The following is a 21,623-nucleotide window of genomic DNA, read 5'->3' as shown; positions in this document are numbered from 1 at the left end:
CGGGAGAGGTGAGAGGGGTGGTCCGTGCCCGCGCGGCTGCGCGACCCTCCAGAAGTTGCAGTAGTCGACGGCGGCTACCGCAACTTTCGCGTAGTCGACACGTCCCCGCCCGGGCCGGAGCGCGGAGGCCGCGCGACTCCCCAGAAGTTGCGGTAGTGGGGCGCGACTACCGCAACTTGTGGAGAGGGGTGGGGACGGGGCGGGGGCGGGGCGCCCGGGTCAGCCGATGGTCACCAGGGCGGACAGCAGTTCCGGGGCGCGACGGTCGAGGATGCGGCCGCCGACGCGGACGCCGACCAGGGCGAGCACGGCGCCGAGGACCACGGCGGCGGCGAGCGCGCCGAGACCGAAGCCGAGGCTGCCGCCGACCAGCGAGATCGTGCCGAGGATCAGCGAGGGCAGCGAGAGCAGGGCGGTCGCACCCATGCTGCCGAGCATCACGACGCTCGAGATCATCCCGGAGCCGGGCGGCGTCTTCAGCGGGCTGTCGCCGGGGGCCGGCACGGGGTAGACGACCAGCGCGGACGCGACGCTCGAGACGCCGAAGCCGCTGAGCACCAGCGCGAGCGACATCCCGAGGACCGCGGGGATCGACTCCGCCCGCCCGGCGTAGAGGCAGGTGCCGACGGTGACGATCAGCACGGCCGGCACGCCGATGAGGCCGGCGGCGATGACGCGGCCGGCGCGGTCGGCCGAGCCGGCGACTCCGGAGCTGACGTGCGCGGCCCAGGCGGTGCCGTCGTAGGAGACGTCGGCGCAGAGGGTCACGCCGAAGATCAGCGCGATGAAGAGGGAGGAGAGGACGACCAGCATCGAGCCGCCGCCCTGCAGCGCGCTGTAGAAGACGGCCAGCACGACGACCGCGGGGATCACCAGCAGGCCGCGGCTGTAGCGCGGGTCGCGCCACCAGTAGCCGAGGGCCCGCGCGGCGATCGCGCCGGTCGGGGTGCCGGGGAAGCGGCCGAGGAGACCGATGCCCTGCGCGCCCGAGGCGGCCTGGGAGGAGGACGCGGCCGGCTCGGCCAGTGCGTGCCGCAGTGCCCGGGCCCAGAGCCAGACCACGGCGGCGAGGGTGGCGACTCCGATCGCGAAGCGGCCGACGGCGACCGCCCACTCCCCCGCGACGATCGCGCCGGGGACGCCCCAGATCGCCCCGAGCGGCGACCAGCCGAGGGCCGAGGCGACGACGGGGAGCGTGTCGAGGCCGTCGCTGATCACGTTCGTCAGTCCGATGAACAGCGGTCCGAGCAGGATCACGACGACCAGGACGACGCCGCCGATCACCTCGCGGTAGCGGCGGCTCGAGCCGAGGCCGGTGGTCAGCGCGCCGATGAGGCGCGAGGCGACGACGCAGGTGGCGACGCCGACGACCGCCGAGACGAGGCCGGGGAGGATGCCGACGGGGTTGCTCCACCAGGCCGCCGCGGAGGCGAGCGCGGCCAGCGAGGTGACGATCCCGGGGAAGCCCGCGAGGCCCGCGGCGGCGAGGCCGAGCATCAGCGTCCGGAGCGGGATCGGGAAGGTCGCCAGGGTCGGCAGATCCAGGCTCTGGTCCGAGCCGGAGACGAAGATCGGACCGAGGACCCAGCCCAGCAGCAGCGCGGAGCCGCCGAGGATCAGGGCGACGTTCGCGAACGCCGGGTCGGAGGCGCCGAGCGCGATCAGCCCGACGACCACGACGCCGAGCACGCCGACCGCGTAGAGCCCGCCGAAGATCACACCGATCAGCTGCCAGACGTTGCGGGTGAGCGTATTGCGCAGCAGCAGCAGGCGCAGCCTCAGGAGATGCGCAACCATGCCGGGCCCTCCTGGTGGGTGCGGCCGCCGACGAGGTCGACGAAGCGCTCCTCGAGGCTGGAGCCGGCGCGGACCTCCTCCAGCGTTCCGGCGGCGAGGACCCGGCCGTCGGCGATGACCGCGACGCGGTCGCACATCCGCTCGACGAGGTCCATCGAGTGGCTGGAGACGATGACGGTGCCGCCGGAGGCGACGTAGCCGGTGAGGATGTCGCGGATGTTCGCGGCGGAGACCGGGTCGACGGACTCGAAGGGCTCGTCGAGCACCAGCAGCCGCGGGGCGCGGACGAGGGCGCAGGCGAGCGCGATCTTCTTGGTCATTCCGGCGGAGTAGTCGACGACGAGGGTGCGGTCGGCGGGGTCGAGGCCGAGCAGGGCGAGCAGGTCGTCGGCGCGCTCGAGGACGGTCGGGCGGTCGATGCCGCAGAGCAGGCCGTAGTAGGTGATCAGCTGCAGGCCGGTGAGGCGGTCGAAGAGCTTGACGCCGTCGGCGAGCACGCCGATCAGCCGCTTGGCCTCGAGGGTGTCCTGCCAGACGTCGACGTCGTGGATGGTGACGGTGCCCGCGTCGGGGCGGAGCAGGGCGGTCGCCATCGAGAGGGTGGTCGTCTTGCCTGCGCCGTTGGGGCCGACGAGGCCGAAGAAGGAGCCGGCCGGCACGTCGAGGTCGATGCCGGCGACGGCCTCCTTGTCGCCGAAGCGCTTGCGGAGGCCGCGGATGCGGAGGGCGATCTCGTCCTGGCGGCCGGTGGCATCGGGGGCCGCCCAGGCGGGGGCGGGGGTCGCGGTGCTCGGGGTCGCGGTGCTCGGGCTCGCGACGGCCGCGGTCGCGTCGTGCCGATCGACGCCGTCCTGCGGGGAGTCGGTCGCGTGCTGCGGGGTGCCGGTCGCGTGCTGCGGGGTGCCAATGGGCGTCGTGCCGTTCGTCCCGTCCATGGGAGTCCCTTCGGTGCCTGTGTTCACGGGGCCGCGGTGGGCGGCCGCTCCTCAACGGTAGCGAGGGTCCGATTGCGCGGCATCAATCGCGGGGAGGAGTGGCCGGCAGCCGGGCGGAGGACCTTCGGCTCGTAGGTACCCGCCGGGCTCGCTGGAATCGGCGGATACGGCGAGCCGAAGCGGTGATCGCGAGCCGGAGGTGACTCCGGGTGTGTCGGGCTCGTCGAACCGCGCTCGGCTCGCTCGAACCGGCGGGTTCCGCGAGCCGGGGGTGGAACCGCGAGCCGTAGGTCAGGGCTCGGCACCTCCGGCTCGTCGGTACGACTCCGGCTCGCGGGGATGAGCCGAATCTGCGAGCCGGAGACGGATCACGAGCCGGAGGTGGTTCGCGGGGGCCTTCGGCTCGTCGGAACGCGCTCGGCTCGCGGGAATCGGCGGAGTCGGCGAGCCGGAGGTGGGACAGCGAGCCGGAGGTGGGTCGGGCTCCTGAGGAGGCGCAGAGGGGGCGTGTCTAGGCTGAGCCGCATGCCCACGCTCCTTCTCGTCCGTCACGGGCGCACCACGGCCAACACCGCCGGGATCCTCGCCGGACGCACCGCCGGGGTCCGGCTCGACGACGTCGGGCGCACGCAGGCCGCGCGCACCGGGGAACGGCTGGCCGCGGTCCCGCTCGCCGCGGTCGTGTCGAGTCCGCTCGAGCGCTGCCGGCAGACGGCGCGGTACCTGCTCGAACGGCAGGACGGCTCGCCCGCGACGCCGATCGAGAAGGGGATCACCGAGTGCGACTACGGCGAGTGGCAGGGGCGCTCGCTCCGGGACCTCGCCAAGGAGCCGATGTGGGCGGTCGTGCAGAACCAGCCGTCGGCGGCGGTGTTCCCGGGGGGTGAGGGGCTCGCAGGGATGCAGGCGCGCTCGGTCGCGGCGATCCGACGGCACGACGCGGCGGTCGCGGCGGAGCACGGGGCGAACGCGGTGTGGGCGGCGGTCAGCCACGGCGACATCATCAAGGCGGTGCTGGCCGACGCGCTCGGCATGCACCTCGATCTCTTCCAGCGGCTGTCGGTCGGGCCGGCGTCGGTGTCGATCATCCGCTACGGCGCGGGGCGGCCGGACGTGATCGCGATGAACACGGAGGCCGGCGACCTGGGCTGGCTGCGGGCGCCGGCGCCGGCCGAGGCCGAGGCGCCGGTCGGGGGCGGGGCGGGGCACGAGTAGCGGCGCAGAACATCAGCTGAGAGGGGTGGGCCTCGGCTGTGGGGGGAGGGACACCGCTCTCAGCTGATGTTGTGCGGGGTGGATCTCGATACGCCCGCTGCGCGGGCTACTCGATCAGCATGAAAGGCGCCCGCTGCGGGCACATGGGGGTCGAGTAGGCGCGGAGCGCCGTATCGAGACCGACCACCTGCAGACGCGGCCGATGCTCGGTCAGTGGAAGGGGCGGCGCCCGCAAGGGCGGCTGCGGCGGCGTGCAGGGGTGGGTCAGGCGGGCGCTCGTAGACTGGGGGCATGCCCATCGTGCACGGATTCGACTGGCCGGACCGCGTCGTCGTGGGGACGATCGGCTCCCCCGGCTCCCGCTCCTTCTACCTGCAGGCCCGGACCGGGCCGCGCGTCGTCAGCGTCGGGCTGGAGAAGCAGCAGTCGGCGCTGCTCGCGGAGAAGATCGACGAGATCCTCGACCAGCTGATGTCCGCCGAGGGCAACCCGGCGAGCGTGCCGCCCGGCACGCCTCCCGAGCTCGTCGACAACGAGCCGCTCGACCAGCCGGTCGCGGCCGAGTTCCGCGTCGGCAGCCTCAGCCTCGGCTGGGACCCGTCGACGGCGCAGGTCGTCATCGAGGCGTACCCGGTGGTCGAGGGCGACGACGAGGACGACCTCAGCATCGACGACTCCCCCACGCTGCCCGACGAGATGCTGCAGGTGCGCATCCCGGTCGGCACCGCCCGCGCCTTCGCCAAGCGCACGCTCGAGATCGTCGGCGCCGGCCGTCCGCTCTGCCCGCGCTGCGGCGAGCCGATGGACCCCGACGGGCACGACTGCCCGCTCACATGACCGACGCGTCCGAGCCGGCCGCCGAGCACGAGCTGCCCGGCGCGGAGCAGCCCGGCATCGAGCTGCCCGCCGACTCCGAGCTGCAGAGCGGCGAGCTGGAGCTCACCGGCCGGATCACGGTCGCCTCGAACGCGACGTTCCTCGGCAGCATCGGCGGCACCTCCGTCGTCTACAAGCCGGTCGCCGGCGAGAAGCCGCTCTGGGACTTCCCGGACGGGCAGCTCGCGGGCCGCGAGGTCTCGGCCTACCTCGCCTCGGAGGCGCTGGGCTGGAACGTCGTGCCGCGCACCTGGCTCCGCGAGGGTCCGCTGGGCGTCGGCATGGTGCAGCTCTGGCAGGACATCGATCCGGAGCAGGACGCCGTCGACCTGGTGCCGGCGGACGCGGTGCCCGAGGGCTGGCGGCACGTCCTCGACGGCAGCGACGCCGAGGACCGCGACATCTCGCTCGTGCACGAGGACTCGGCGGCGCTGCGGCGGATGGCCGTCTTCGACGTCGTGGTCAACAACGCGGACCGCAAGGGCGGTCACGTGCTCGAGATGCCGGGCGGCCACCGCTACGGCGTCGACCACGGGCTGACCTTCCACGTGGAGCACAAGCTGCGGACGGTGCTCTGGGGCTGGGTCGGCGAGCCGCTGACCGGCGACGAGCTCTCGGCGCTGAAGCGGCTGCGCTCGGCGATCGACGGGCCGCTCGGCGCGGCGCTGTCCGAGCTGCTGCTGGACGAGGAGATCGCGACGTTCGCCAAGCGCTGCGACCGGCTCCGCTCCTCCGGCCGCTTCCCGGCACCGCGCGGCAGCATGCCCGCCGTGCCGTGGCCGCTGTTCTAGCCGCGGACGGCGATCCGGGCGCTCGGGAGCACCGGGCGACCGGACACCCGACGCTCTAGAAGCCCCAGCCGCGGCCGAACAGCTCGTCGCCGGGCGGTCGCCCGCCGGGAGCCGCCCCGCGCGCACCGAGGTACGACGACACGACGGCCGCACCGAGGTCGTCCGCCTCGGGGTTCACGACCGAGCCGCCGACGCGGCGGGCCAGCGAGTCGATGAAGCGGGCGAGCCCCGGGTCGTCGCCGAGCCGGAAGAACGTGGTGTGCGCGCCGAGGCGGGTGGAGGCGTCGAGCTCGCGGACGGAGACGGCGACGGTCACCGGGTCCGGCGGGTAGTCGAAGTAGATCTGCCCGTCCGGCTCGAGGTGCGCGGTCGGCTCGCCGTCGGTGACGATCAGCAGGACCGGCTGCGCACTCGGGTGCTTGCGGAAGTGCCGGTTGGCCAGCAGCAGGGCGTGGTGCAGGTTGGTGCCCTTCTCCCACTCCGCGTCGAGGCCGACGAGCTGCTCGACCTCCATCACCTCGGCCTGGCGGCCGAACGCGATCAGCTGCAGCTCGTCGCCGCGGAACCGGCTCGAGATCAGGGTGTGCAGGGCGAGCGCGGTGCGCTTCATCGGCACCCAGCGGCCGTCCATCGCCATCGAGAACGAGGTGTCGACGAGGAGGGCGACGCAGGCCTGGGTCCGCGCCTCCGTCTCCTGCACCTCGACGTCGCCGATCTCGATCCGGACGCCGGAGCCGGTCTCCCGGCCGTCGCCCGCGGTGCGGGTGAGCGCGTTGGTGAGGGTGCGGGTGACGTCCCAGGCCTCGGTGTCGCCGAACTCCCACTGCCGGGTCGCGCCGGAGCGCTCGCCCGCGGCGCCCGCACGGCGCACGTCGCGCGCGCCCTGCCGGCCGGAGATCGTGTCGGCGATGTCGCGCAGCAGGGCCTTGCCGAGCTGGCGCATGGCCTTCGGAGTGAGGGTGAGGGCGCCGTCCGAGCCGCGGCGCAGGGTGCCGGAGTCGCGCAGCGCCTTCTCGAGGCGCTTGAGGGTCTGCGCGTCGACCGCCGCGTCGTCGCCGAGGCGGCGGGCCAGCAGATCGAGGTCGAGGTCGTCGAGGTTCGAGCGCTCGTGCGGCTGCGCGAGCTGGTCGGCGAGCGCGTCGAGGTCGGCGAGCTCCTGGAAGACTCCGGTGCCGTCGCCGAGGCCGAGGCCCTGCTCGCCGTCCATCCGCTCGGAGCCGCCCCAGTCCTCGCCGGGGCGCAGGCCCCGCAGGGTCTCGTCCAGCTGCCCGAGCGACTGCATCAGCTCGGGGGTGCCGAAGGCCTGCTGGGCGAGGGCGTCGAGCTCGTCGCGCTGCTGCTGCGTCATCGAGTTGCGCATCCGCTGGGCTGCAGCGGCGCGGGCCGCCAGGGCGTCGATCAGCTCGTCGACGGTCTCGGGCCGCTCGGGGAAGTACTCGCCGTGCTGCGCCATGAAGGCGTCGAACTGCTCGGGGGTGTCCTCGCCGCGGGCGTGCGCCTCGAGGAGCTGGTTGAGGTCGCGGAGCATCGCGTCGATCGCCGCGCGATCCTCGTCGCTCGCGTTCTGCAGGGCCTGCTTCATGCCCTCGAAGCGCTGCTCGAGCATCTCGGCGCCGAGCAGCTCCTTGATCTTCTCGAAGTCGGCGCGCGCCTCCGGGCTCTGCCAGCGGTAGTCCGAGAGCTCGGACACCGCGGCGGCGGGCGAGGGCGGCAGGCTGTCGAGCTGGATCTCGGCGAGGGCGCGGTCGCCGTCGTCCATCTGCGTGTCGCGGGCGAGCTGCTTGCGCTCGGCGAGGACGGCGCGGTCGAGCAGCTCGCGGACCTCGCGGAGGGTGCCGTCGAGTCCGTGCTTCTGCGTCAGCTCGCGCCGGCGCTCGGCGACGCGGGCGGCGAGGTCGTCGAGACCCTGGCCGTCGCGACCGCCGCGGCGGAGGAACTCGCGCATCGCGCGCTCGGGCGAGGTGCCCGCCATGACGTCCTCGCCGATGGCGTCGAGCGCCTCGGCCAGGTCGACGGGCGGGGCGAGCGGGTCGGGACCGCCGTCGTAGCGGGAGTAGCGGGCGTCGCGCCCCAGCCGGCGGTTGCCCCTAGGCACCTGCGGGCCCTCCGGTCAGCGGGCGTCCGGCGGGCTGCGGGAGGCCGATGACCAGCGGCTCAGCCATAGACGGCCTCGCCCCCGCCCGTCTCCTTGCTGAGCTTGCGGGAGAGGTAGAGGCCCTCGAGGGCGAGCTCGACGGCGCCCGCACGGCGGCCCGCGCCGACGGCCTCGAGGCGGTCGGCGATGTCGTCGTAGAGGGTCGACTCGCCGAGGACGGGCAGGGCCGCGAGGAACTCCTCGGCCGTCACCTGCTCGCCGGTGGTGATCATCGCACCGTTCTCCACTGCGGTGACGAGCGGGGTGAGGTCGAGTCCGCGGAGGTGCGCGCGGACCGTCTCGGCGGTGGCCTGGCGGAGGAGGTGGTCGAGGATCTCGTCCTCGCGGCCCTCCTCGCCCGACTCGAACTCGATCTTGCCGCCGAGGACGTCGACCGCGGTCTCGAGGTCGATCGGGCGCGCGACAGCCTCCTCCTCACCGCGGCGCGTGGCCCGGTGCAGTGCGGCGGCGGCGATGGTCTCGGCGCCGGCGATGGCGAAGCGGGCGCTCACTCCGCTGCGCTGGTCGACCGAGGACGACTCGCGCAGCGCCCGGGTGAAGCGGGCGAGGATCTCGATCAGCGCGTCCGGGACGGTGGCGACGAGGTCGGCCTCCTGGCGGATCACGGCGATCTCGTCGACGAGCGCGGTCGGGTAGTGGGTGCGGATCTCGGCGCCGAAGCGGTCCTTCAGCGGGGTGATGATCCGGCCGCGGTTCGTGTAGTCCTCGGGGTTGGCGCTGGCGACGACGAGGACGTCGAGCGGGAGCCGCAGGACGTAGCCGCGGATCTGGATGTCGCGCTCCTCCATCACGTTGAGCATCGCGACCTGGATGCGCTCGGCGAGGTCGGGCAGCTCGTTGATCGCGACGATGCCGCGGTGGCTGCGCGGGATGAGGCCGAAGTGGATGGTCTCCGGGTCGCCGAGGCTGCGGCCCTCGGCCACCTTCATCGGGTCGACGTCGCCGATGAGGTCGGCGACGCTCGTGTCCGGCGTGGCCAGCTTCTCGACGTAGCGCTCCTCGCGGCTGCGCCAGGCGACGGGCAGCTCGTCGCCGAGCTCCTCCGCCCGACGCCTGCTGATCGAGGTGATCGGCTCGTACGGGTGCTCGCCGAGCTCGGAGCCGTCGATGACGGGGGTCCACTCGTCGAGCAGGCCGTTGAGCGTGCGGAGGAGGCGGGTCTTGCCCTGGCCGCGCTCGCCGAGGAGCACGATGTCGTGCCCGGCGATCACCGCCCGCTCGACCTGGGGGATGACGGTGTCCTGGAAGCCGTGCAGGCCGGGCCAGGGGTCGCGGCCCTCGCGGAGGGCGTCGAGGAGGTTGTCGCGGATCTCGGTGCGGAGGGTCTTCTGCGCGTGCCCGGAGGCGCGCAGCTGGCCGAGGGTGCTGATCTGGGGGCGCATCACCTCTGCAACGCTACGCCGCGGGTCCGACATGCGGTGGGGGTGCGCGGGATCCGTCGGGGTGCTAGCGGTGGCGGTGGATCGGGGCGATCATGCGGCCACCGTCCGGCGGAGCGCGGGTCTCGATACGCCCCTTCGGGGCTGATCGACCAGCAGGAAAGTGAGAACTCTCGAAGGTTGGGCGGGCAGCCTGGGGGGATGACCGGTACCGTCCTCCGCTCGGCCCTCGTCGGCGCGACGCTCGCGCTCGGCGTGGGGCTCGCCTCCTGCAGCACGACTCCGGCCGCTCCCGGCCCCGAGGCGCGCGAGCTCGTCGGCGCGAGCAGTGTCGCGGAGGGGCTCGAGGCGCCGTGGTCGGTCGCCTTCGTCGACGACGGCACGGCGCTCGTCAGCGAGCGGGACAGCGGACGGGTGCTCGAGCTGGCGGACGACGGCGAGGCGCGCGAGGTGGGCGTCGTCGACGGCGTGGTCGCCGAGGGCGAGAGCGGGCTGCTCGGGCTGGCCGTCGACGGACGGACGCTGTTCGCCTACTCGACCGCGGCCGACGGCAACCGGATCCAGCGGTTCGCGCTCGAGGGCGAGGCCGGGTCGTACGCGCTCGGCGAGCCGGAGACGATCCTCGACGGGATCCCGGCCGCGCGCACCCACGACGGCGGGCGGATCGCGATCGGCCCCGACGGGATGCTCTACGCGACCGTCGGCGACGCCGGGCGGCGCGAGGCGGCGCAGGACCTCGGCCAGCTCTCCGGGAAGATCCTCCGGATGACGCTCGACGGCGCCGTGCCCGACGACAACCCGCACCCAGGGTCGCTGGTCTGGAGCAGCGGCCACCGCAATCCGCAGGGCCTCACCTGGGCGGAGGACGGCACGCTCTTCGCGAGCGAGTTCGGGCAGGACACCTGGGACGAGCTGAACGTGATCGAGCCCGGCGCGAACTACGGCTGGCCCGAGGTCGAGGGGATCGCCGGCGAGGACGGCTTCGTCGATCCGGTGCAGCAGTGGGAGCCGGGCGCGGCCAGCCCGAGCGGGATGACCGAGCTGGACGGCGTGCTCTATCTGGCGAACCTGCGCGGCGAGGTGCTGCGCGCGGTGCCGGTCGCGGATCCGTCGGTCTCGACCGACTACGCCGTCGGCGAGTACGGCCGGCTGCGCGACGCTGTGGCGGCTCCGGACGGCGACCTGTGGTTCGTGACGAGCAACACGGACGGCCGCGGGTCGCCGGGCGAGGCGGACGACCGCATCGTGAGCGTGCCGCCTCCGGCGTGACGCGCGCGCGAGACGTCCCGCTCCCGTCGAGGCGTCCCGGTGCTGCGGGACGCCTCGACGGTTCGAGGACGCCTCGGCGGGCGCCTCAGGCGCCGGGGGTCAGCAGGCCGCTCTCGTAGGCGGCGATCACGAGCTGGGCGCGGTCGTGGGCCGAGAGCTTGGTCATGATGCGGTTGACGTGGGTCTTGGCGGTGTGCGGGGAGATGACGAGGTCGTCCGCGATCTCCTGGTTGGAGCGGCCGCGCGCGACGAGCAGCAGGACCTCGCGCTCGCGGTCGGTCAGCTGGGCGAACTCCGGCGGCTCGACGAGCGGCGGCGACGCCTGGGGCGCGAGGACGTAGCGGGTGATCAGGCTGCGGGTCGCAGCGGGCGAGAGGAGGCTGTCGCCCGCGTGCACGGCGCGGACGGCGGCGGCGATCTCCTCCGGCTCGGCGCCCTTGCCGAGGAAGCCGCCGGCACCCGCGCGCAGGGCGGCGATCAGGTACTCGTCCTCCTCGAAGGTCGTGAGGATCAGGACCTTCGTCGCCGCGAGCTCCGGGTCGGCGCAGATCAGGGCGGTGGCGCCGATGCCGTCGAGCTCGGGCATGCGGATGTCCATCAGGACGACGTCCGGGCGCAGGCGGGTCGCCAGCTCGACCGCCTCGCGGCCGGTGCGCGCCTCGCCGACGACCTCGATGCCGCTCTCGCTGCTCAGGATGTCGGTGACGGCCTGGCGGATCAGGGGCTGGTCGTCGACGACGAGGACGGTGGTCATCGCGGGGCCTCCCCTGGGGTCGACGTCGGCGGGGTCGGCGTCGGCGGGGTCGAAGGTGACTGCGGGAGCGACGCCGACGGAACGACCGCGGACTGCGGCAGCGGCAGCGACGCCGCCACCCGGTAGCCGCCCGGTGTCGCTCCCGTCACCACCGTGCCGCGGACGGAGGCCACGCGCTCCCGGAGTCCGAGCAGTCCGTGCCCGCTGCCGCGCTCGGGGTCCGGACCCGCGACGGCCGCGACCGGGTTCGCCACGACGATCTCGACGCGCTCGTCCGACACCGCGACGAGGACGTGCGCGCGGTGCTCGGCGCCGTGCTTGTGGGCGTTGGTGAGTCCCTCCTGAACCACGCGGTAGGCGACGAGATCGACCGCCCCCTGGACTCGGTCGAGCGCGCCCTCGGTGCGGACGGTGACCTGCAGACCGTCCTCGCCGAAGCGGCGGACGAGCTCGTCGAGCCGGTCGAGGCCGGGCTGCGGCGCCGTGCCGGCCGCCTCGTCGGTGCGGAGGACCTCGAGGAGGTCGCCGATCTCGCCGAGGACCGAGCGGGCCGCGCTGCGGATGGTGCTGAGCGCCTCGCGCGCCTTCTCGGGCCGGGAGTCGAGGGCGGAGCTCGCGACCCCGGCGTTGAGGCTGATCACCGAGATCTGATGCGCGACGGCGTCGTGCAGGTCGCGGGCGATGCGCAGCCGCTCCTCGCTGACGCGGCGCCGCGCCTCCGACTCCCGGGTCTGCTCGGCCCGCTCCGCCCGCTCCGTCACCGCGACGATGTACTCCCGGCGCGAGCGCGTCGCGTCGCCGGCGGCCGCCGCGAAGAGCACCGTGACGGCGTACTGCACCGCCCGGGCGTCGAGCGGGCTCACCGCCGCGCCGACGACGCTCAGGAGCACCACCGCGACCACCGTGACCCCGGTCACGACGAGACCGACCCGGCGGGAGCTGCGGTTCGTCACCGCGAACATCGCGATCGCCGTCGCGAGGACGACGCCCGGCGCGAGCAGGCCGAGGACCGCCGCGGCGGCGGACAGCACGACGATCGCCGCGAGCACCGGGATCGGCCGGCGCCGCCGCAGCGGCAGCAGGACCGCCGGCGCGAGCACGATCGCGAACTCGAGCAGGCCCGAGGGCCGCTGAGCGGACCCCTGGAACGGCGCGAACGCCGCGGCGACGATGATCGCGGCCGCGAGGGCGTCGCCGAGCCGGGACCGCAGCCGCGGGTGGGCCTGCATCCGCGGCGTCATCCCCACATCCTGGCGGAGTGCGCGCGCGGCGGCGTCACCCCGCTGCGGTGCTCCGCCTACTGCGACCGCGGTACGGCGGGGACACCCTGCGAGGGACGCGCGATCGGGCGGCGCCGCTCAGGCTGGAGGGGCCGCTCCGGAACCCGCCGGGCGGCGGAGGGAGTCCCATGAGCACGCCCATCATCTCGGTGAGAGACGTCCGCAGGTCGTACGGCCGAGGCCAGAACCGCTTCGAGGCGCTGAAGGGCGTGAGCTTCGACATCCAGGAGGGCGAGAGCGTCGCCATCGTCGGCAAGAGCGGCTCGGGCAAGTCGACCCTGATGCACCTGCTCGCGCTGCTCGACGCCCCCAGCACCGGCGTGGTCGAGCTCGAGGGAGTGGACACGAGCACGCTCAAGGGGCGCCGGCTCGACGTCACCCGCAACCGCACCTTCGGCTTCGTGTTCCAGCAGTTCTTCCTCACGCCGAACGCGTCGGTGCTCGACAACGTGGTGCTGCCGATGAAGATCGCCGGGATCGGCCGGGCGGAGCGCAAGCGCCGCGGCCTCGCCGCGCTGGCCCAGCTCGAGCTCGACGACAAGGCCGGCAGCAGGGCCGTCGACCTCTCCGGCGGGCAGAAGCAGCGGACGGTCATCGCCCGCGCGCTCGTCAACAACCCGCGCATCCTGTTCGCGGACGAGCCGACCGGCAATCTGGACACGACGACCGGCGGGGTGGTCGAGGACATCCTCTTCGCGCTCAACCGCGAGAACGGCATCACCCTGATCGTGGTCACCCACGACGAGGAGCTGGCCGCGCGCTGCGACCGGCGCCTGATGATCCGCGACGGCCTGCTGGTCGAGGACTCCGCGGCGGTGGCCGCATGAAGGCCGTCGACCTGATCGGGACCGCGATCGCCAACACCTTCCGCTCCCGGACGCGCACGCTCCTGACGATCCTCGCGATCTTCGTCGGCGCGTTCACCCTGACCCTCACCAACGGGCTCGGCACCGGCATCAACGCCTACATCGACGACACGGTCGACGGGGTCGGCGCCTCGGACGTGATGACCGTGTCGAAGACCTCCGAGTCGGCGACGGGCCTCGGCTCCGGGCCGGTCGAGTACGACCCGGACGCGGTCGCGAGCGGGGCGGCGGGGCCTCCCGGGCAGACCGTCGTCGCGCTGACCCCGGCCGACCTCGACACGCTCGCCGGAGTCGAGGGCGTGCTCGACGTGCAGGCGGTGAAGTCGATCTCGGCCGACTACGTGGCGGCCGGCGACGACGGCGCGAAGTACGTGATCGGGATCGGCAGCCTCGTGGAGGGGCAGACCGTCCAGCTCGCCGCGGGGGCCGCCCTCGACGACGCGTCGACGCAGCTCCAGGCGGTGCTGCCGGTGTCGTACGTCGAGCCGCTCGGCTTCGCGGACGACGCGGCGGCCGTCGGGACGACGCTGTCGATCGGCATCACCGACGCGCAGCGGACGCCGCACGTGGTCGAGGCGACGATCGTCGGCGTCGCGGAGGAGAGCATCGCGGGAGCGGGCGGGGGCCTCGTCACGAACGACGCGCTCACCGACGCGCTGTTCACGACGCAGAGCGTCGGCGTGCCGGCGGATCAGGTCGACCGCTTCGCCCAGGCGAGCGTGCGCTTCGACGCGGCGGCGGACGACGAGCAGGTCACCGCGCTCAAGGACCGCCTCGCGGACGCCGGCTACACCGGCACCACGGTCGCGGACCAGCTGGGCACGATCAAGGCCGTCGTCGACGGGATCGTGCTGGTGCTCAACGCCTTCGCGGTGATCGCGCTGCTGGCGGCGAGCTTCGGCATCGTCAACACGCTGCTGATGAGCGTGCAGGAGCGGACCCGCGAGATCGGTCTGATGAAGGCGATGGGGATGGGCAGCGGGCGGGTGTTCGCGCTCTTCAGCATCGAGGCGGCGTTCATCGGCTTCCTCGGCAGCGCGATCGGCGCGCTGCTGGCGGTGGTGGCGGGGACCGGGCTGAGCGGGGTGCTCTCGGGCTCGCTGCTCTCGGACCTGCCCGGGCTGACCCTGATCGCGTTCGACCCGGTGTCGATCCTGACGGTGGTGCTCGTGGTGATGCTGATCGCGTTCGTGGCGGGGACGCTGCCGGCCGCGCGGGCGGCACGGGCGGATCCGGTGCAGTCGCTGCGCTACGAGTAGCACCCCGGGGCCTGCCGCTGCAGAGCATCGGCTGAGCGTGCGGCTCATCGCCGATGGGCGATGAAGAGGCGTCTCAGCTGAGGTTCTGCGGGCGTCAGCGCCCCTCGGCTGCGCTGCCGTCGTAGTCAGCGTCGGTGATGTGCTCGGCCCAGGCCGTCGTCGTGGCCGGGTCGTCGGCGGCCTCGAGCACGGCGAGGTGCTCCATGAAGACGCCGGGCGCGGAGGCGTGCCAGTGCTCCTCGCCGGGCGGGGTGTAGAGGGTCTGGCCGGCGTGCACCTCGAGGATCGTGCCGTCGCGGCCGCCGAAGCGGGCGACGCCCGAGGTCACGTGCAGGTACTGGCCGCGGGCGTGCGAGTGCCAGGCGGTGCGGGCGCCGGGGGCGAAGCGCACCCGGGCCATCGTGGTGCGCTGGTCGGCGTCGTGCGGCACGACGATGGTGTCGAGCCAGACGTCGCCGGCGAACTGCTCGGGCGGGTTCTTGACGGTGGGGGTCGTCGGTTCGATGTTCATGAGGGTCCTTCTTCCGCGGTGGCGGCGGGCCGGGCGTCCGCCTCCGTCGCCACGCTAGGCCGGGGTCGGCGCGCGGGACAGGCCCTGGCGGTACACGTTCCGGCAGGGCCTCGCTCGCGCGCCGGCCGCTCGCCGGGTGGTGCCGGTCCGACCTCGACGAGCGGAGACGACGAGGCGTACCGGCTGGGCTGAGACGCCCACGGGATCGAGGGTCCGACCGCCGCGCTCAGACCGCCGGCTGCGCCGCGGGGAGCACCAGGGCCGAGCGGCGGCCGAGCAGCCAGACCGTGAGCGCGAAGCCGCTCAGCACGGCGCCGGCGATGCAGACCGCGCCCCAGCCGCCGTGGGTCCAGAGGAAGGACGCGAGGGCCGAGCCGAGCGCGCCGCAGACGAAGTTGGTCGTGACGAACGCGGTGTTCAGCCGGCTGCGCGCCGACGGGTCGACCTGGAACATCCGCGACTGGACCAGGATGTTGTGGCCCTGGATCGCGATGTCGAGCACCAGGATCGCGACGATCACGGCCACGATCGAGCCGCCTCCGACGCCCGCGATCACGAAGGACAGCAGCACCGCCGCCCAGGCGACGCCGATCGCCGGGAGCGCCAGGCCGCGGTCGTGCAGGTGCCCGGCGCGCTGCGCGGCGATCGCGCCGGCGAGGCCGATCAGGCCGAAGAGGCCGATCGTGCCGACGTCGAAGGAGAACGGCGGGGCGCTGAGCAGGAAGGTCAGGGACGTCCAGAACATCGTGAAGACGGCGAAGGACGTGCCGCCGAGGGCGAGGCTCCAGCGCACCGAGCGCTCGCGGCGGACGATCGCGAAGACAGAGGCGATCAGGGCCGGGTAGCGCAGGCGGGTGCGCGGCGGGAGCGACGGGATCGCCCGGGCGAGCAGGACCGCGAGCACGACGCCCGCGACCGCCGCGACCACGTAGACGGTGCGCCAGCCGGCGGCCTGGGCGATGAGGCCGCTGATCGTGCGTGAGACGAGGATGCCGGTCAGGATGCCCGAGACGACGGTGCCGACGACCCTGCCGCGGGTGGCGTCGTCGGCGAGGTCGCCCGCGAGCGGGGCGAGGATCTGGCCGGCGACGGTGGTCAGGCCGACGAGCGCGAGGGTGGCGACGAGCACGGCGAAGGTCGGGGCGAGTGCGCAGGCGAGCAGGGCGAGGGAGGCGCAGAGCATCGCGGCGGGGACGAGGACGCGGCGGTCGAGCACGTCGCCGAGCGGGACGAAGAGGAGCACGCCGAGGGCGTAGCCGAGCTGCGTCGCGGTGACGAGCCAGCCCGCGGATCCGGTGCTCGTGCCGAGGTCGGTGGCGAGGAAGTCGAGCAGCGGCTGGGCCCAGTAGAGGTTGCCGACGGCGACGCCGCCCGCGATCGCGAAGAGGAGGGTGGTGCGGCGGTTCACTCGGCGGTCCTGTCGGCGGGGGCGGTCCTGTCGGCGGGGGCGGTCCTGTCGGCGGGGGCGGGGTGCGCGGCGGGGGTGTCTGCGGCCTGGGTCGCGGACCAGCTCGCGAGCAGCTTCAGGGCGTCGTCGCTCGGCGAGCCCGGCTCGGCGCTGTAGATGAGGAAGTCGAGGCCGGGGTCGCCGAGCGGCTCGAACGCCTCGTAGCTGAGGTGCAGGTCGCCGACGATCGGGTGGTGGAAGAACTTGCTGCCGCTGGCGTGGTGGCGCACCTCGTGGGCGCCCCAGCGGGTGCGGAACTCGTCGCTCCGCGTGGAGAGCTCGCCGACGAGGGCCTGGAGGTCGGCGTCGTGCGGGGCGCGGCCGGCCTCGGTGCGGAGGATGCCGACGGTGATGTCGGCGGCGGTGCTCCAGACCGGGTAGAACGCCTCCGCCAGCTCGCGCTGCAGGAAAGCGAAGCGGGCGAGGTTGACCGGGCGCTCCGGGAGCGCGTAGAGGTCGGCGTAGAGCGCGCGGAACAGGTCGTTCTCGACCAGGACGTCGAGCCGGCCGTTGCGGACGAAGGCGGGGGCCGAGGTGATCGACTCGACCGCGAGCCGCATGCTCGGCCGGACGGCGGCGGGCGCGCGCCGGCGGGAGCGCAGCGGCGAGCGCTCGGCGGTGCGGGCGAGATCGAAGAGGTGCTCGCGCTCGGCGCGGTCGAGGCGCAGGGCGTCGGCGAGCGCCGTCAGCACCGACTCGGACGCGCCGCGGAGGTCGCCGCGCTCGAGCCTCGAGTAGTACTCGATGCTCACGCCGGCCAGCTGGGCCACCTCGCTGCGGCGCAGGCCCGGCACGCGGCGGTTGCCGCCGGCGGGCAGCTCGACCTGCTCGGGGGTCAGCCGGGCCCGGCGGGAGGTCAGGAAGTCGCGCGCCTCGGGGTCGTTCGTCATGCCAGTCACGCTACGGCGCCGGGGCCTGGGGAGGGATGCCCTGCGGGGGCACCGGTGCGGCGGGCGGGGGCGGCGGAGGCGACCTGGGGAGCGGCGGGCGGGCGACCCATGCTGATCGAGTAGCCCGCGCAGCGGGCGTATCGAGATCCGCCCGCATGCAGCACCACTGCCGGAGGACGTGGGTCTCGATACGCCCCTGCGGGGCTACTCGACCAGCATGTGTGCGGGCGTCTCTTCCAAGCAGACCCACCGTCGGCAGAACTCCAGCACGCAGACCCACTCCGCTGGTGACGGCGGGTCGCGCTGCGCCCCTGCGGGCTCCTCGACCGGCAGTCGGTGCGCACAACATCAGCTGAGAGCAGGGTCCCTCCCCTGACAGCGGAGGCCACCCCTTCTCAGCTGATGTTCTGCAGCGCCCGAGCGCTCCCCACCGTTCGACCGCCTCTCTGCTGATCGAGCAGCCCGCGGAGCGGGCCCTATCGAGCGGAGGGGGCGCCTCCGGCGCCATCGCAGGGCGGGGAAGAGGCCGACGTCCTTGGGGTGCGCGGGTCTCGATACGCCCCTGCGGGGCTACTCGACCAGCATGCACGGGCCGACGTCGTGCGCGGGCGAAGGGGTCAGCCGCGGTCGAGGCGGGGGGCGGCGGCCAGGAGGCGGCGGGTGTAGTCCTCGCGCGGGGCGCCGAGGACGGCGGCGGCCGGGCCGGACTCGACGAGGCGGCCGTCGCGCATGACGGCGATGCGGTCGCTCATGTGCGCGATGACGCCGAGGTCGTGCGAGATCAGCAGCAGGGCGAGGCCGTGGCGGCGCTGGAGGTCGTCGAGCAGGTCGAGGATCTGCGCCTGGACCGAGACGTCGAGGGCCGAGACCGGCTCGTCGCAGATCAGGACATCGGGGCGGGTGGCCAGGGCGCGCGCGATCGAGACGCGCTGGCGCTGGCCGCCGGAGAGGGTGCGCGGGGAGCGCCGTTCCAGCGACGCGGCGAGGCCGACGCTCTCGAGCAGGGCCGGCACCGACTCCGCGCCCGCGTCGCGCAGCAGCCTGCCGACGCTCCAGCGCGGGTCGAAGGACGACAGGCTGTCCTGGTAGATCGCGCCGATCCGCGGGCGGAGCGGTCGCCGCGCCCGCTCGGTCGCCGCCGACCACGGGCCGCCGTCGAACTCGACCGAACCGACATCCGGGCGGCGCAACGCGAGCAGCAGCCGGGCGACCGTGCTCTTGCCCGAGCCGGACTCGCCGACGAGCCCGAGCGTCTCGCCGCGGCGCAGCTCGAGGCCGACGCCGTCGACGGCGGTGCGGGTGCCGCCGCCGGGACGGGGGAAGCGGGTGACGAGGTCTGTCGCCCGCAGCAGCAGCTCGCCGGGCGGCGCGGGCGGGACGACGGGTGCCTCGGGGTCGGTCAGCCGCGAGCCGCGCGGCCGCCCGGCCGGGACCGCGGCGACGAGCGTCCGCGCCTGGACCGACTCCGGCGCGCGCAGCACCCGCTTCGCCGGGCCGTCCTCGACCACCCGGCCGTCCGCGAGCACCAGGATCCGGTCGGCGAGCCCGGCGACGACGGCGAGGTCGTGGGAGACCAGCAGCAGCGCCCGGCCGCGCGCCTTCTGCTCGGCGAACAGCTCGAGCACCCGCGCCTGCACGGTGACGTCGAGGGCGGTGGTCGGCTCGTCGGCCACCAGCAGCGGCGGGTCGAGCGCGATCGCGGCGGCCAGCAGTGCGCGCTGGCGGAGTCCGCCGGAGAGCTCGCCGGAGCGGTCGCGCATCCGCTCCTCCGGGTCGGGCATGCCGACGCTCGCGAGCACCTCGGCCACCCGCGCCGACGCCTCCGCCGCGGACAGCCGGGAGTGCAGGCGCAGCACGTCGCCGATCTCGCGGCCGATCGGGCGCAGCGGATCGAGGGAGAGCAGTGCGTCCTGCGGCACGAAGCCGACGCCGGCACCGCGGAGGCGGCGCAGCGTCCGCGCGCCCGCGCCGATCACCTCCTGGTCGCCGACCCGGACGCTGCCGGTCGCCGCTCCCCCGCTCAGACCCAGGAGCGCCCGCGCGGTGACGCTCTTGCCCGAGCCGGACTCGCCGACGATCGCGACGCACTCCCCCGGCTCGATCCGGAAGGACACCCCGTGCACGGCCTCGACGCCGTCGAAGGCGACGCGGAGGTCCTCCACCACGGCGGCACTGCCCGCGAGCCCGGCGCTCATCGTGCACCCCGCAGTCGGCCGCCGAGCACCGTCGTCGCGAGCGTGGTCAGCACGATCGCGAGGCCCGGGAACACCGTCAGCCACCAGGCGCTCGAGAGGTAGGTGCGGCCCGCGGAGAGCATCGCGCCCCACTCCGGCGCCGGCGGCTCGGCACCAAGGCCCAGGTAGCTCAGCGCCGACGCCCAGACGATCGCCTGGCCGACGCCGAGCGTCGCCAGCACCGCGAGCGGGCCGAAGGTGTTCGGCAGGACGTGCGCGAGCAGGATCCGCGGCGCGGAGTGGCCGAGCACCCGCGCCGCCTCGACGTAGCCGGAGTCGCGGATGCCGAGCAGCTGGGTCCGCAGGATGCGCGCGTAGCCGGGCGCGGTCGAGAGGCCGACCGCGACCGTCGCGGGGACGACTCCGGGGCCGGTGACCACGATGACCAGCAGCGCGAGCAGCAGTGCCGGGAAGGCGAAGAGCACCTCGAGGACCCGGCCGATCACTCCGTCGACGAAGCGGCCGCCGAACGCCGCGGCGACGCCCAGCACGGCGCCGAGCACGAGACCGATGGCGGTGGCGCTGACGCCGATCAGGAGGGAGGCTCCGGCGCCGGAGATCAGGCGGCTCAGGACGTCGCGACCGGACTCGTCGGTGCCGAGGAGGTGCACGGCGGAGGGCGGGTCGAACGCGTCGCGCGGGGCGATGGCGAGCGGGTCGAAGGGGGCGAGGACGCCGGGGGCGACGGCCGCGAGCAGCAGGAGGACGACGAAGGCGAGGGCGAGCAGCTCGCCGACGCGGAGGCGGCCGGCGGCCCGGCGCGCAGGGCGTGCGGCGCGCAGCTCGAGCTCGCTCATGCGCGGGCCTCCTGCGGGCGGGCGGCGGCGAGGCGCGGGTCGACGAGGCGGGCGACGAGGTCCGTGGCGAGGGTGACGACGATGTAGGCGAGGGCGGTGACGAGCACCACGCCGGTGACGACGGGCACGTCGCGGACGGTCACCGCGGCCAGCAGCGTCCGGCCGAGGCCGGGCCGGGCGAAGATCGTCTCGACCACCACCGCACCGCCGATCAGGTAGCCGAACGCCCAGCCCGAGAGCGAGACGCCCGGCAGCACCGCGTGCCGGAGCGCGTGCCGGAGCCGGATGCCGAGCTCGCCCTCGCCTCGGGCGCGGGCCGCGAGCACGAACGGCGACTCCAGCGCGTCGAGGAGGGAGCGGCGCATCACCTGGCCGAGGAAGCCGGCGAGCGGGATCGCGAGGGTCAGCGCGGGCAGCACGAGTCCGTTCGCGGAGCCGGTGCTGACCGGCGGGAACCAGCGCAGCGCGGTCGCGAAGACGGCGATCAGCACGGTCGCGAGCCAGAAGTGCGGGAGGGCGGCGGCGGTCAGCTCGAGGCCGGAGCCGATCGCGGCGGCGACCCGGCCGCCGCGGGTGGACCAGAGCGCGGTGGCGAGGGCGAGGATCCAGGCGAGGGTGAGCGCGAGTGCGGCGAGCAGGAGGGTGCCGGGCAGCTGCTGGGCGAGCAGGTCGGCGACGGGGGTGCGCAGGGAGTACGAGGTGCCGAGGTCGCCGCGGGCGAGGCGGCCGAGCTGGGTGAGGTACTGCACGAGCAGCGGCTGGTCGAGGCCGTACTGCTCGCGGACCGCGGCGAGCGCCTCCGGCGACGCCTGCGAGCCGGGGCCGCCGAGGATCGCCTGCGCCGGGTCGCCGGGGATGAGGCGGATGAGGAAGAACACGGCCGTCGCGACCGCCCAGAGCACCACGAGCGCGCCGCCGAGGCGGAGGAGGAGGAGGCGGATCATCGGGGCTCCTCTCGGGGGTGCGGGTTCTGGCGGGTGGGTCTCGATACGCCGCTTCGCGGCTACTCGACCAGCATGAAGGCCGCTGCTCGACCGGCGTGCTAGTCATGCTGATCGAGTAGCCCTCGCAGAGGGCGTATCGGTGATTGCCTTGGTGTGTCGCGGGGTTCTGACTCGTCTGCGTATCTGACGCCTGGCAGGGCTGTCTGGATCTCGAACTGTCGAAC

The 21,623-nt window shown here is 74.2% G+C and carries 18 protein-coding genes; 6 read left to right on the top strand and 12 right to left on the bottom strand.

What is annotated here, in order from left to right; translation table 11 throughout:
* Window positions 1-219: 219 nt before the first annotated feature.
* Together EDF45_RS13405 and EDF45_RS13400 are read right to left on the bottom strand one after the other, a co-directional pair.
* Complete coding sequence (locus EDF45_RS13405) at window positions 220-1,797, bottom strand: transporter (RefSeq protein ID WP_123736596.1); 1,578 nt, start codon at window positions 1,795-1,797, stop codon at window positions 220-222.
* Window positions 1,779-2,732, bottom strand: coding sequence for an ABC transporter ATP-binding protein (locus EDF45_RS13400; protein WP_123736595.1), 954 nt, complete (start codon window positions 2,730-2,732; stop codon window positions 1,779-1,781). The genes EDF45_RS13405 and EDF45_RS13400 overlap by 19 nt, the downstream gene beginning before the upstream one ends.
* Before the next feature lie 525 nt (window positions 2,733-3,257).
* Between EDF45_RS13400 and EDF45_RS13395 the strand changes: the two genes are divergently transcribed.
* The 3 genes from EDF45_RS13395 to EDF45_RS13385 all read left to right on the top strand — a co-directional run bounded on the left by EDF45_RS13395 (window position 3,258) and on the right by EDF45_RS13385 (window position 5,614).
* The gene (locus EDF45_RS13395) at window positions 3,258-3,947 is read left to right on the top strand and encodes a histidine phosphatase family protein (protein ID WP_123736594.1); all 690 of its coding nucleotides are present in this window, start codon (window positions 3,258-3,260) and stop codon (window positions 3,945-3,947) included.
* Between the two features lie 291 nt (window positions 3,948-4,238).
* Window positions 4,239-4,784: a DUF3090 domain-containing protein gene (locus tag EDF45_RS13390; RefSeq protein ID WP_123732666.1), complete on the top strand. Its 546-nt coding sequence runs from the start codon at window positions 4,239-4,241 to the stop codon at window positions 4,782-4,784.
* Window positions 4,785-4,846: 62 nt separating this feature from the next.
* Complete coding sequence (locus EDF45_RS13385; RefSeq protein WP_221180947.1) at window positions 4,847-5,614, top strand: SCO1664 family protein; 768 nt, start codon at window positions 4,847-4,849, stop codon at window positions 5,612-5,614.
* Window positions 5,615-5,669: 55 nt separating this feature from the next.
* Here the strand turns inward: EDF45_RS13385 and EDF45_RS13380 are convergent, their stop codons facing one another.
* On the bottom strand, window positions 5,670-7,709 hold the full coding sequence (locus EDF45_RS13380; protein ID WP_123736592.1) for a VWA domain-containing protein: 2,040 nt from the start codon (window positions 7,707-7,709) through the stop codon (window positions 5,670-5,672).
* A 59-nt stretch (window positions 7,710-7,768) separates the two neighbouring features.
* Window positions 7,769-9,151: a magnesium chelatase gene (locus EDF45_RS13375; protein WP_123736591.1), complete on the bottom strand. Its 1,383-nt coding sequence runs from the start codon at window positions 9,149-9,151 to the stop codon at window positions 7,769-7,771.
* A gap of 198 nt (window positions 9,152-9,349) precedes the next feature.
* Between EDF45_RS13375 and EDF45_RS13370 the strand changes: the two genes are divergently transcribed.
* Window positions 9,350-10,417 (top strand): sorbosone dehydrogenase family protein, encoded by a 1,068-nt coding sequence (locus EDF45_RS13370; RefSeq protein WP_123736590.1) that lies wholly within the window; start codon window positions 9,350-9,352, stop codon window positions 10,415-10,417.
* Between the two features lie 85 nt (window positions 10,418-10,502).
* Here the strand turns inward: EDF45_RS13370 and EDF45_RS13365 are convergent, their stop codons facing one another.
* A complete protein-coding gene (locus EDF45_RS13365) occupies window positions 10,503-11,171 on the bottom strand; it encodes a response regulator transcription factor (protein WP_123736589.1) in 669 nt (222 codons plus the stop codon).
* Window positions 11,168-12,412: a sensor histidine kinase gene (locus EDF45_RS13360; protein WP_123736588.1), complete on the bottom strand. Its 1,245-nt coding sequence runs from the start codon at window positions 12,410-12,412 to the stop codon at window positions 11,168-11,170. The genes EDF45_RS13365 and EDF45_RS13360 overlap by 4 nt, the downstream gene beginning before the upstream one ends.
* A 167-nt stretch (window positions 12,413-12,579) precedes the next feature.
* Between EDF45_RS13360 and EDF45_RS13355 the strand changes: the two genes are divergently transcribed.
* Complete coding sequence (locus tag EDF45_RS13355; RefSeq protein WP_123446839.1) at window positions 12,580-13,278, top strand: ABC transporter ATP-binding protein; 699 nt, start codon at window positions 12,580-12,582, stop codon at window positions 13,276-13,278.
* Window positions 13,275-14,576, top strand: a complete 1,302-nt coding sequence (locus tag EDF45_RS13350; protein WP_123736587.1) for an ABC transporter permease — start codon at window positions 13,275-13,277, stop codon at window positions 14,574-14,576. The genes EDF45_RS13355 and EDF45_RS13350 overlap by 4 nt, the downstream gene beginning before the upstream one ends.
* Window positions 14,577-14,670: 94 nt before the next feature.
* Here EDF45_RS13350 and EDF45_RS13345 read toward each other — a convergent pair whose 3' ends face one another.
* The 6 genes from EDF45_RS13345 to EDF45_RS13320 all read right to left on the bottom strand — a co-directional run bounded on the left by EDF45_RS13345 (window position 14,671) and on the right by EDF45_RS13320 (window position 21,399).
* Window positions 14,671-15,087, bottom strand: coding sequence for a cupin domain-containing protein (locus EDF45_RS13345; RefSeq protein WP_123736586.1), 417 nt, complete (start codon window positions 15,085-15,087; stop codon window positions 14,671-14,673).
* 226 nt (window positions 15,088-15,313) lie between these two features.
* Window positions 15,314-16,495 carry an MFS transporter gene (locus EDF45_RS13340; RefSeq protein WP_123736585.1) on the bottom strand — a complete coding sequence of 394 codons (1,182 nt, stop codon included), beginning with the start codon at window positions 16,493-16,495 and terminating at the stop codon, window positions 15,314-15,316.
* Window positions 16,492-17,424, bottom strand: coding sequence for a helix-turn-helix transcriptional regulator (locus tag EDF45_RS13335; protein ID WP_123736584.1), 933 nt, complete (start codon window positions 17,422-17,424; stop codon window positions 16,492-16,494). The genes EDF45_RS13340 and EDF45_RS13335 overlap by 4 nt, the downstream gene beginning before the upstream one ends.
* 617 nt (window positions 17,425-18,041) lie before the next feature.
* Entirely contained in the window at window positions 18,042-19,619 is a 1,578-nt protein-coding gene (locus tag EDF45_RS13330) for an ABC transporter ATP-binding protein (RefSeq protein WP_123736583.1), read from the bottom strand.
* The gene (locus EDF45_RS13325; RefSeq protein ID WP_123736582.1) at window positions 19,616-20,455 is read right to left on the bottom strand and encodes an ABC transporter permease; all 840 of its coding nucleotides are present in this window, start codon (window positions 20,453-20,455) and stop codon (window positions 19,616-19,618) included. The genes EDF45_RS13330 and EDF45_RS13325 overlap by 4 nt, the downstream gene beginning before the upstream one ends.
* Window positions 20,452-21,399 (bottom strand): ABC transporter permease, encoded by a 948-nt coding sequence (locus EDF45_RS13320; RefSeq protein ID WP_123736581.1) that lies wholly within the window; start codon window positions 21,397-21,399, stop codon window positions 20,452-20,454. Before EDF45_RS13320 ends, EDF45_RS13325 begins: the two co-directional genes overlap by 4 nt.
* Window positions 21,400-21,623: the final 224 nt, after the last annotated feature.

The sequence above is a fragment of the Rathayibacter sp. PhB186 genome (genome assembly GCF_003751825.1).
Taxonomy (GTDB): Bacteria; Actinomycetota; Actinomycetes; order Actinomycetales; family Microbacteriaceae; genus Rathayibacter; species Rathayibacter festucae.
The sequence above is the reverse complement of the archived record's forward strand: the minus strand, read 5'-3'. Positions and strand labels throughout refer to the sequence as shown.

Bases quoted from the DNA above. Each gene is read 5' to 3' on its own strand.
- EDF45_RS13365 (WP_123736589.1), bottom strand. From the start codon at position 11,171: ATGACCACCGTCCTCGTCGTCGACGACCAGCCCCTGATCCGCCAGGCC.
- EDF45_RS13360 (WP_123736588.1), bottom strand. From the start codon at position 12,412: ATGACGCCGCGGATGCAGGCCCACCCGCGGCTGCGGTCCCGGCTCGGC.
- EDF45_RS13370 (WP_123736590.1), top strand. From the start codon at position 9,350: ATGACCGGTACCGTCCTCCGCTCGGCCCTCGTCGGCGCGACGCTCGCG.
- EDF45_RS13400 (WP_123736595.1), bottom strand. From the start codon at position 2,732: ATGGACGGGACGAACGGCACGACGCCCATTGGCACCCCGCAGCACGCG.
- EDF45_RS13390 (WP_123732666.1), top strand. From the start codon at position 4,239: ATGCCCATCGTGCACGGATTCGACTGGCCGGACCGCGTCGTCGTGGGG.
- EDF45_RS13355 (WP_123446839.1), top strand. From the start codon at position 12,580: ATGAGCACGCCCATCATCTCGGTGAGAGACGTCCGCAGGTCGTACGGC.
- EDF45_RS13405 (WP_123736596.1), bottom strand. From the start codon at position 1,797: ATGGTTGCGCATCTCCTGAGGCTGCGCCTGCTGCTGCTGCGCAATACG.
- EDF45_RS13320 (WP_123736581.1), bottom strand. From the start codon at position 21,399: ATGATCCGCCTCCTCCTCCTCCGCCTCGGCGGCGCGCTCGTGGTGCTC.
- EDF45_RS13335 (WP_123736584.1), bottom strand. From the start codon at position 17,424: ATGACGAACGACCCCGAGGCGCGCGACTTCCTGACCTCCCGCCGGGCC.
- EDF45_RS13330 (WP_123736583.1), bottom strand. From the start codon at position 19,619: ATGAGCGCCGGGCTCGCGGGCAGTGCCGCCGTGGTGGAGGACCTCCGC.
- EDF45_RS13350 (WP_123736587.1), top strand. From the start codon at position 13,275: ATGAAGGCCGTCGACCTGATCGGGACCGCGATCGCCAACACCTTCCGC.
- EDF45_RS13345 (WP_123736586.1), bottom strand. From the start codon at position 15,087: ATGAACATCGAACCGACGACCCCCACCGTCAAGAACCCGCCCGAGCAG.
- EDF45_RS13325 (WP_123736582.1), bottom strand. From the start codon at position 20,455: ATGAGCGAGCTCGAGCTGCGCGCCGCACGCCCTGCGCGCCGGGCCGCC.
- EDF45_RS13375 (WP_123736591.1), bottom strand. From the start codon at position 9,151: ATGCGCCCCCAGATCAGCACCCTCGGCCAGCTGCGCGCCTCCGGGCAC.
- EDF45_RS13395 (WP_123736594.1), top strand. From the start codon at position 3,258: ATGCCCACGCTCCTTCTCGTCCGTCACGGGCGCACCACGGCCAACACC.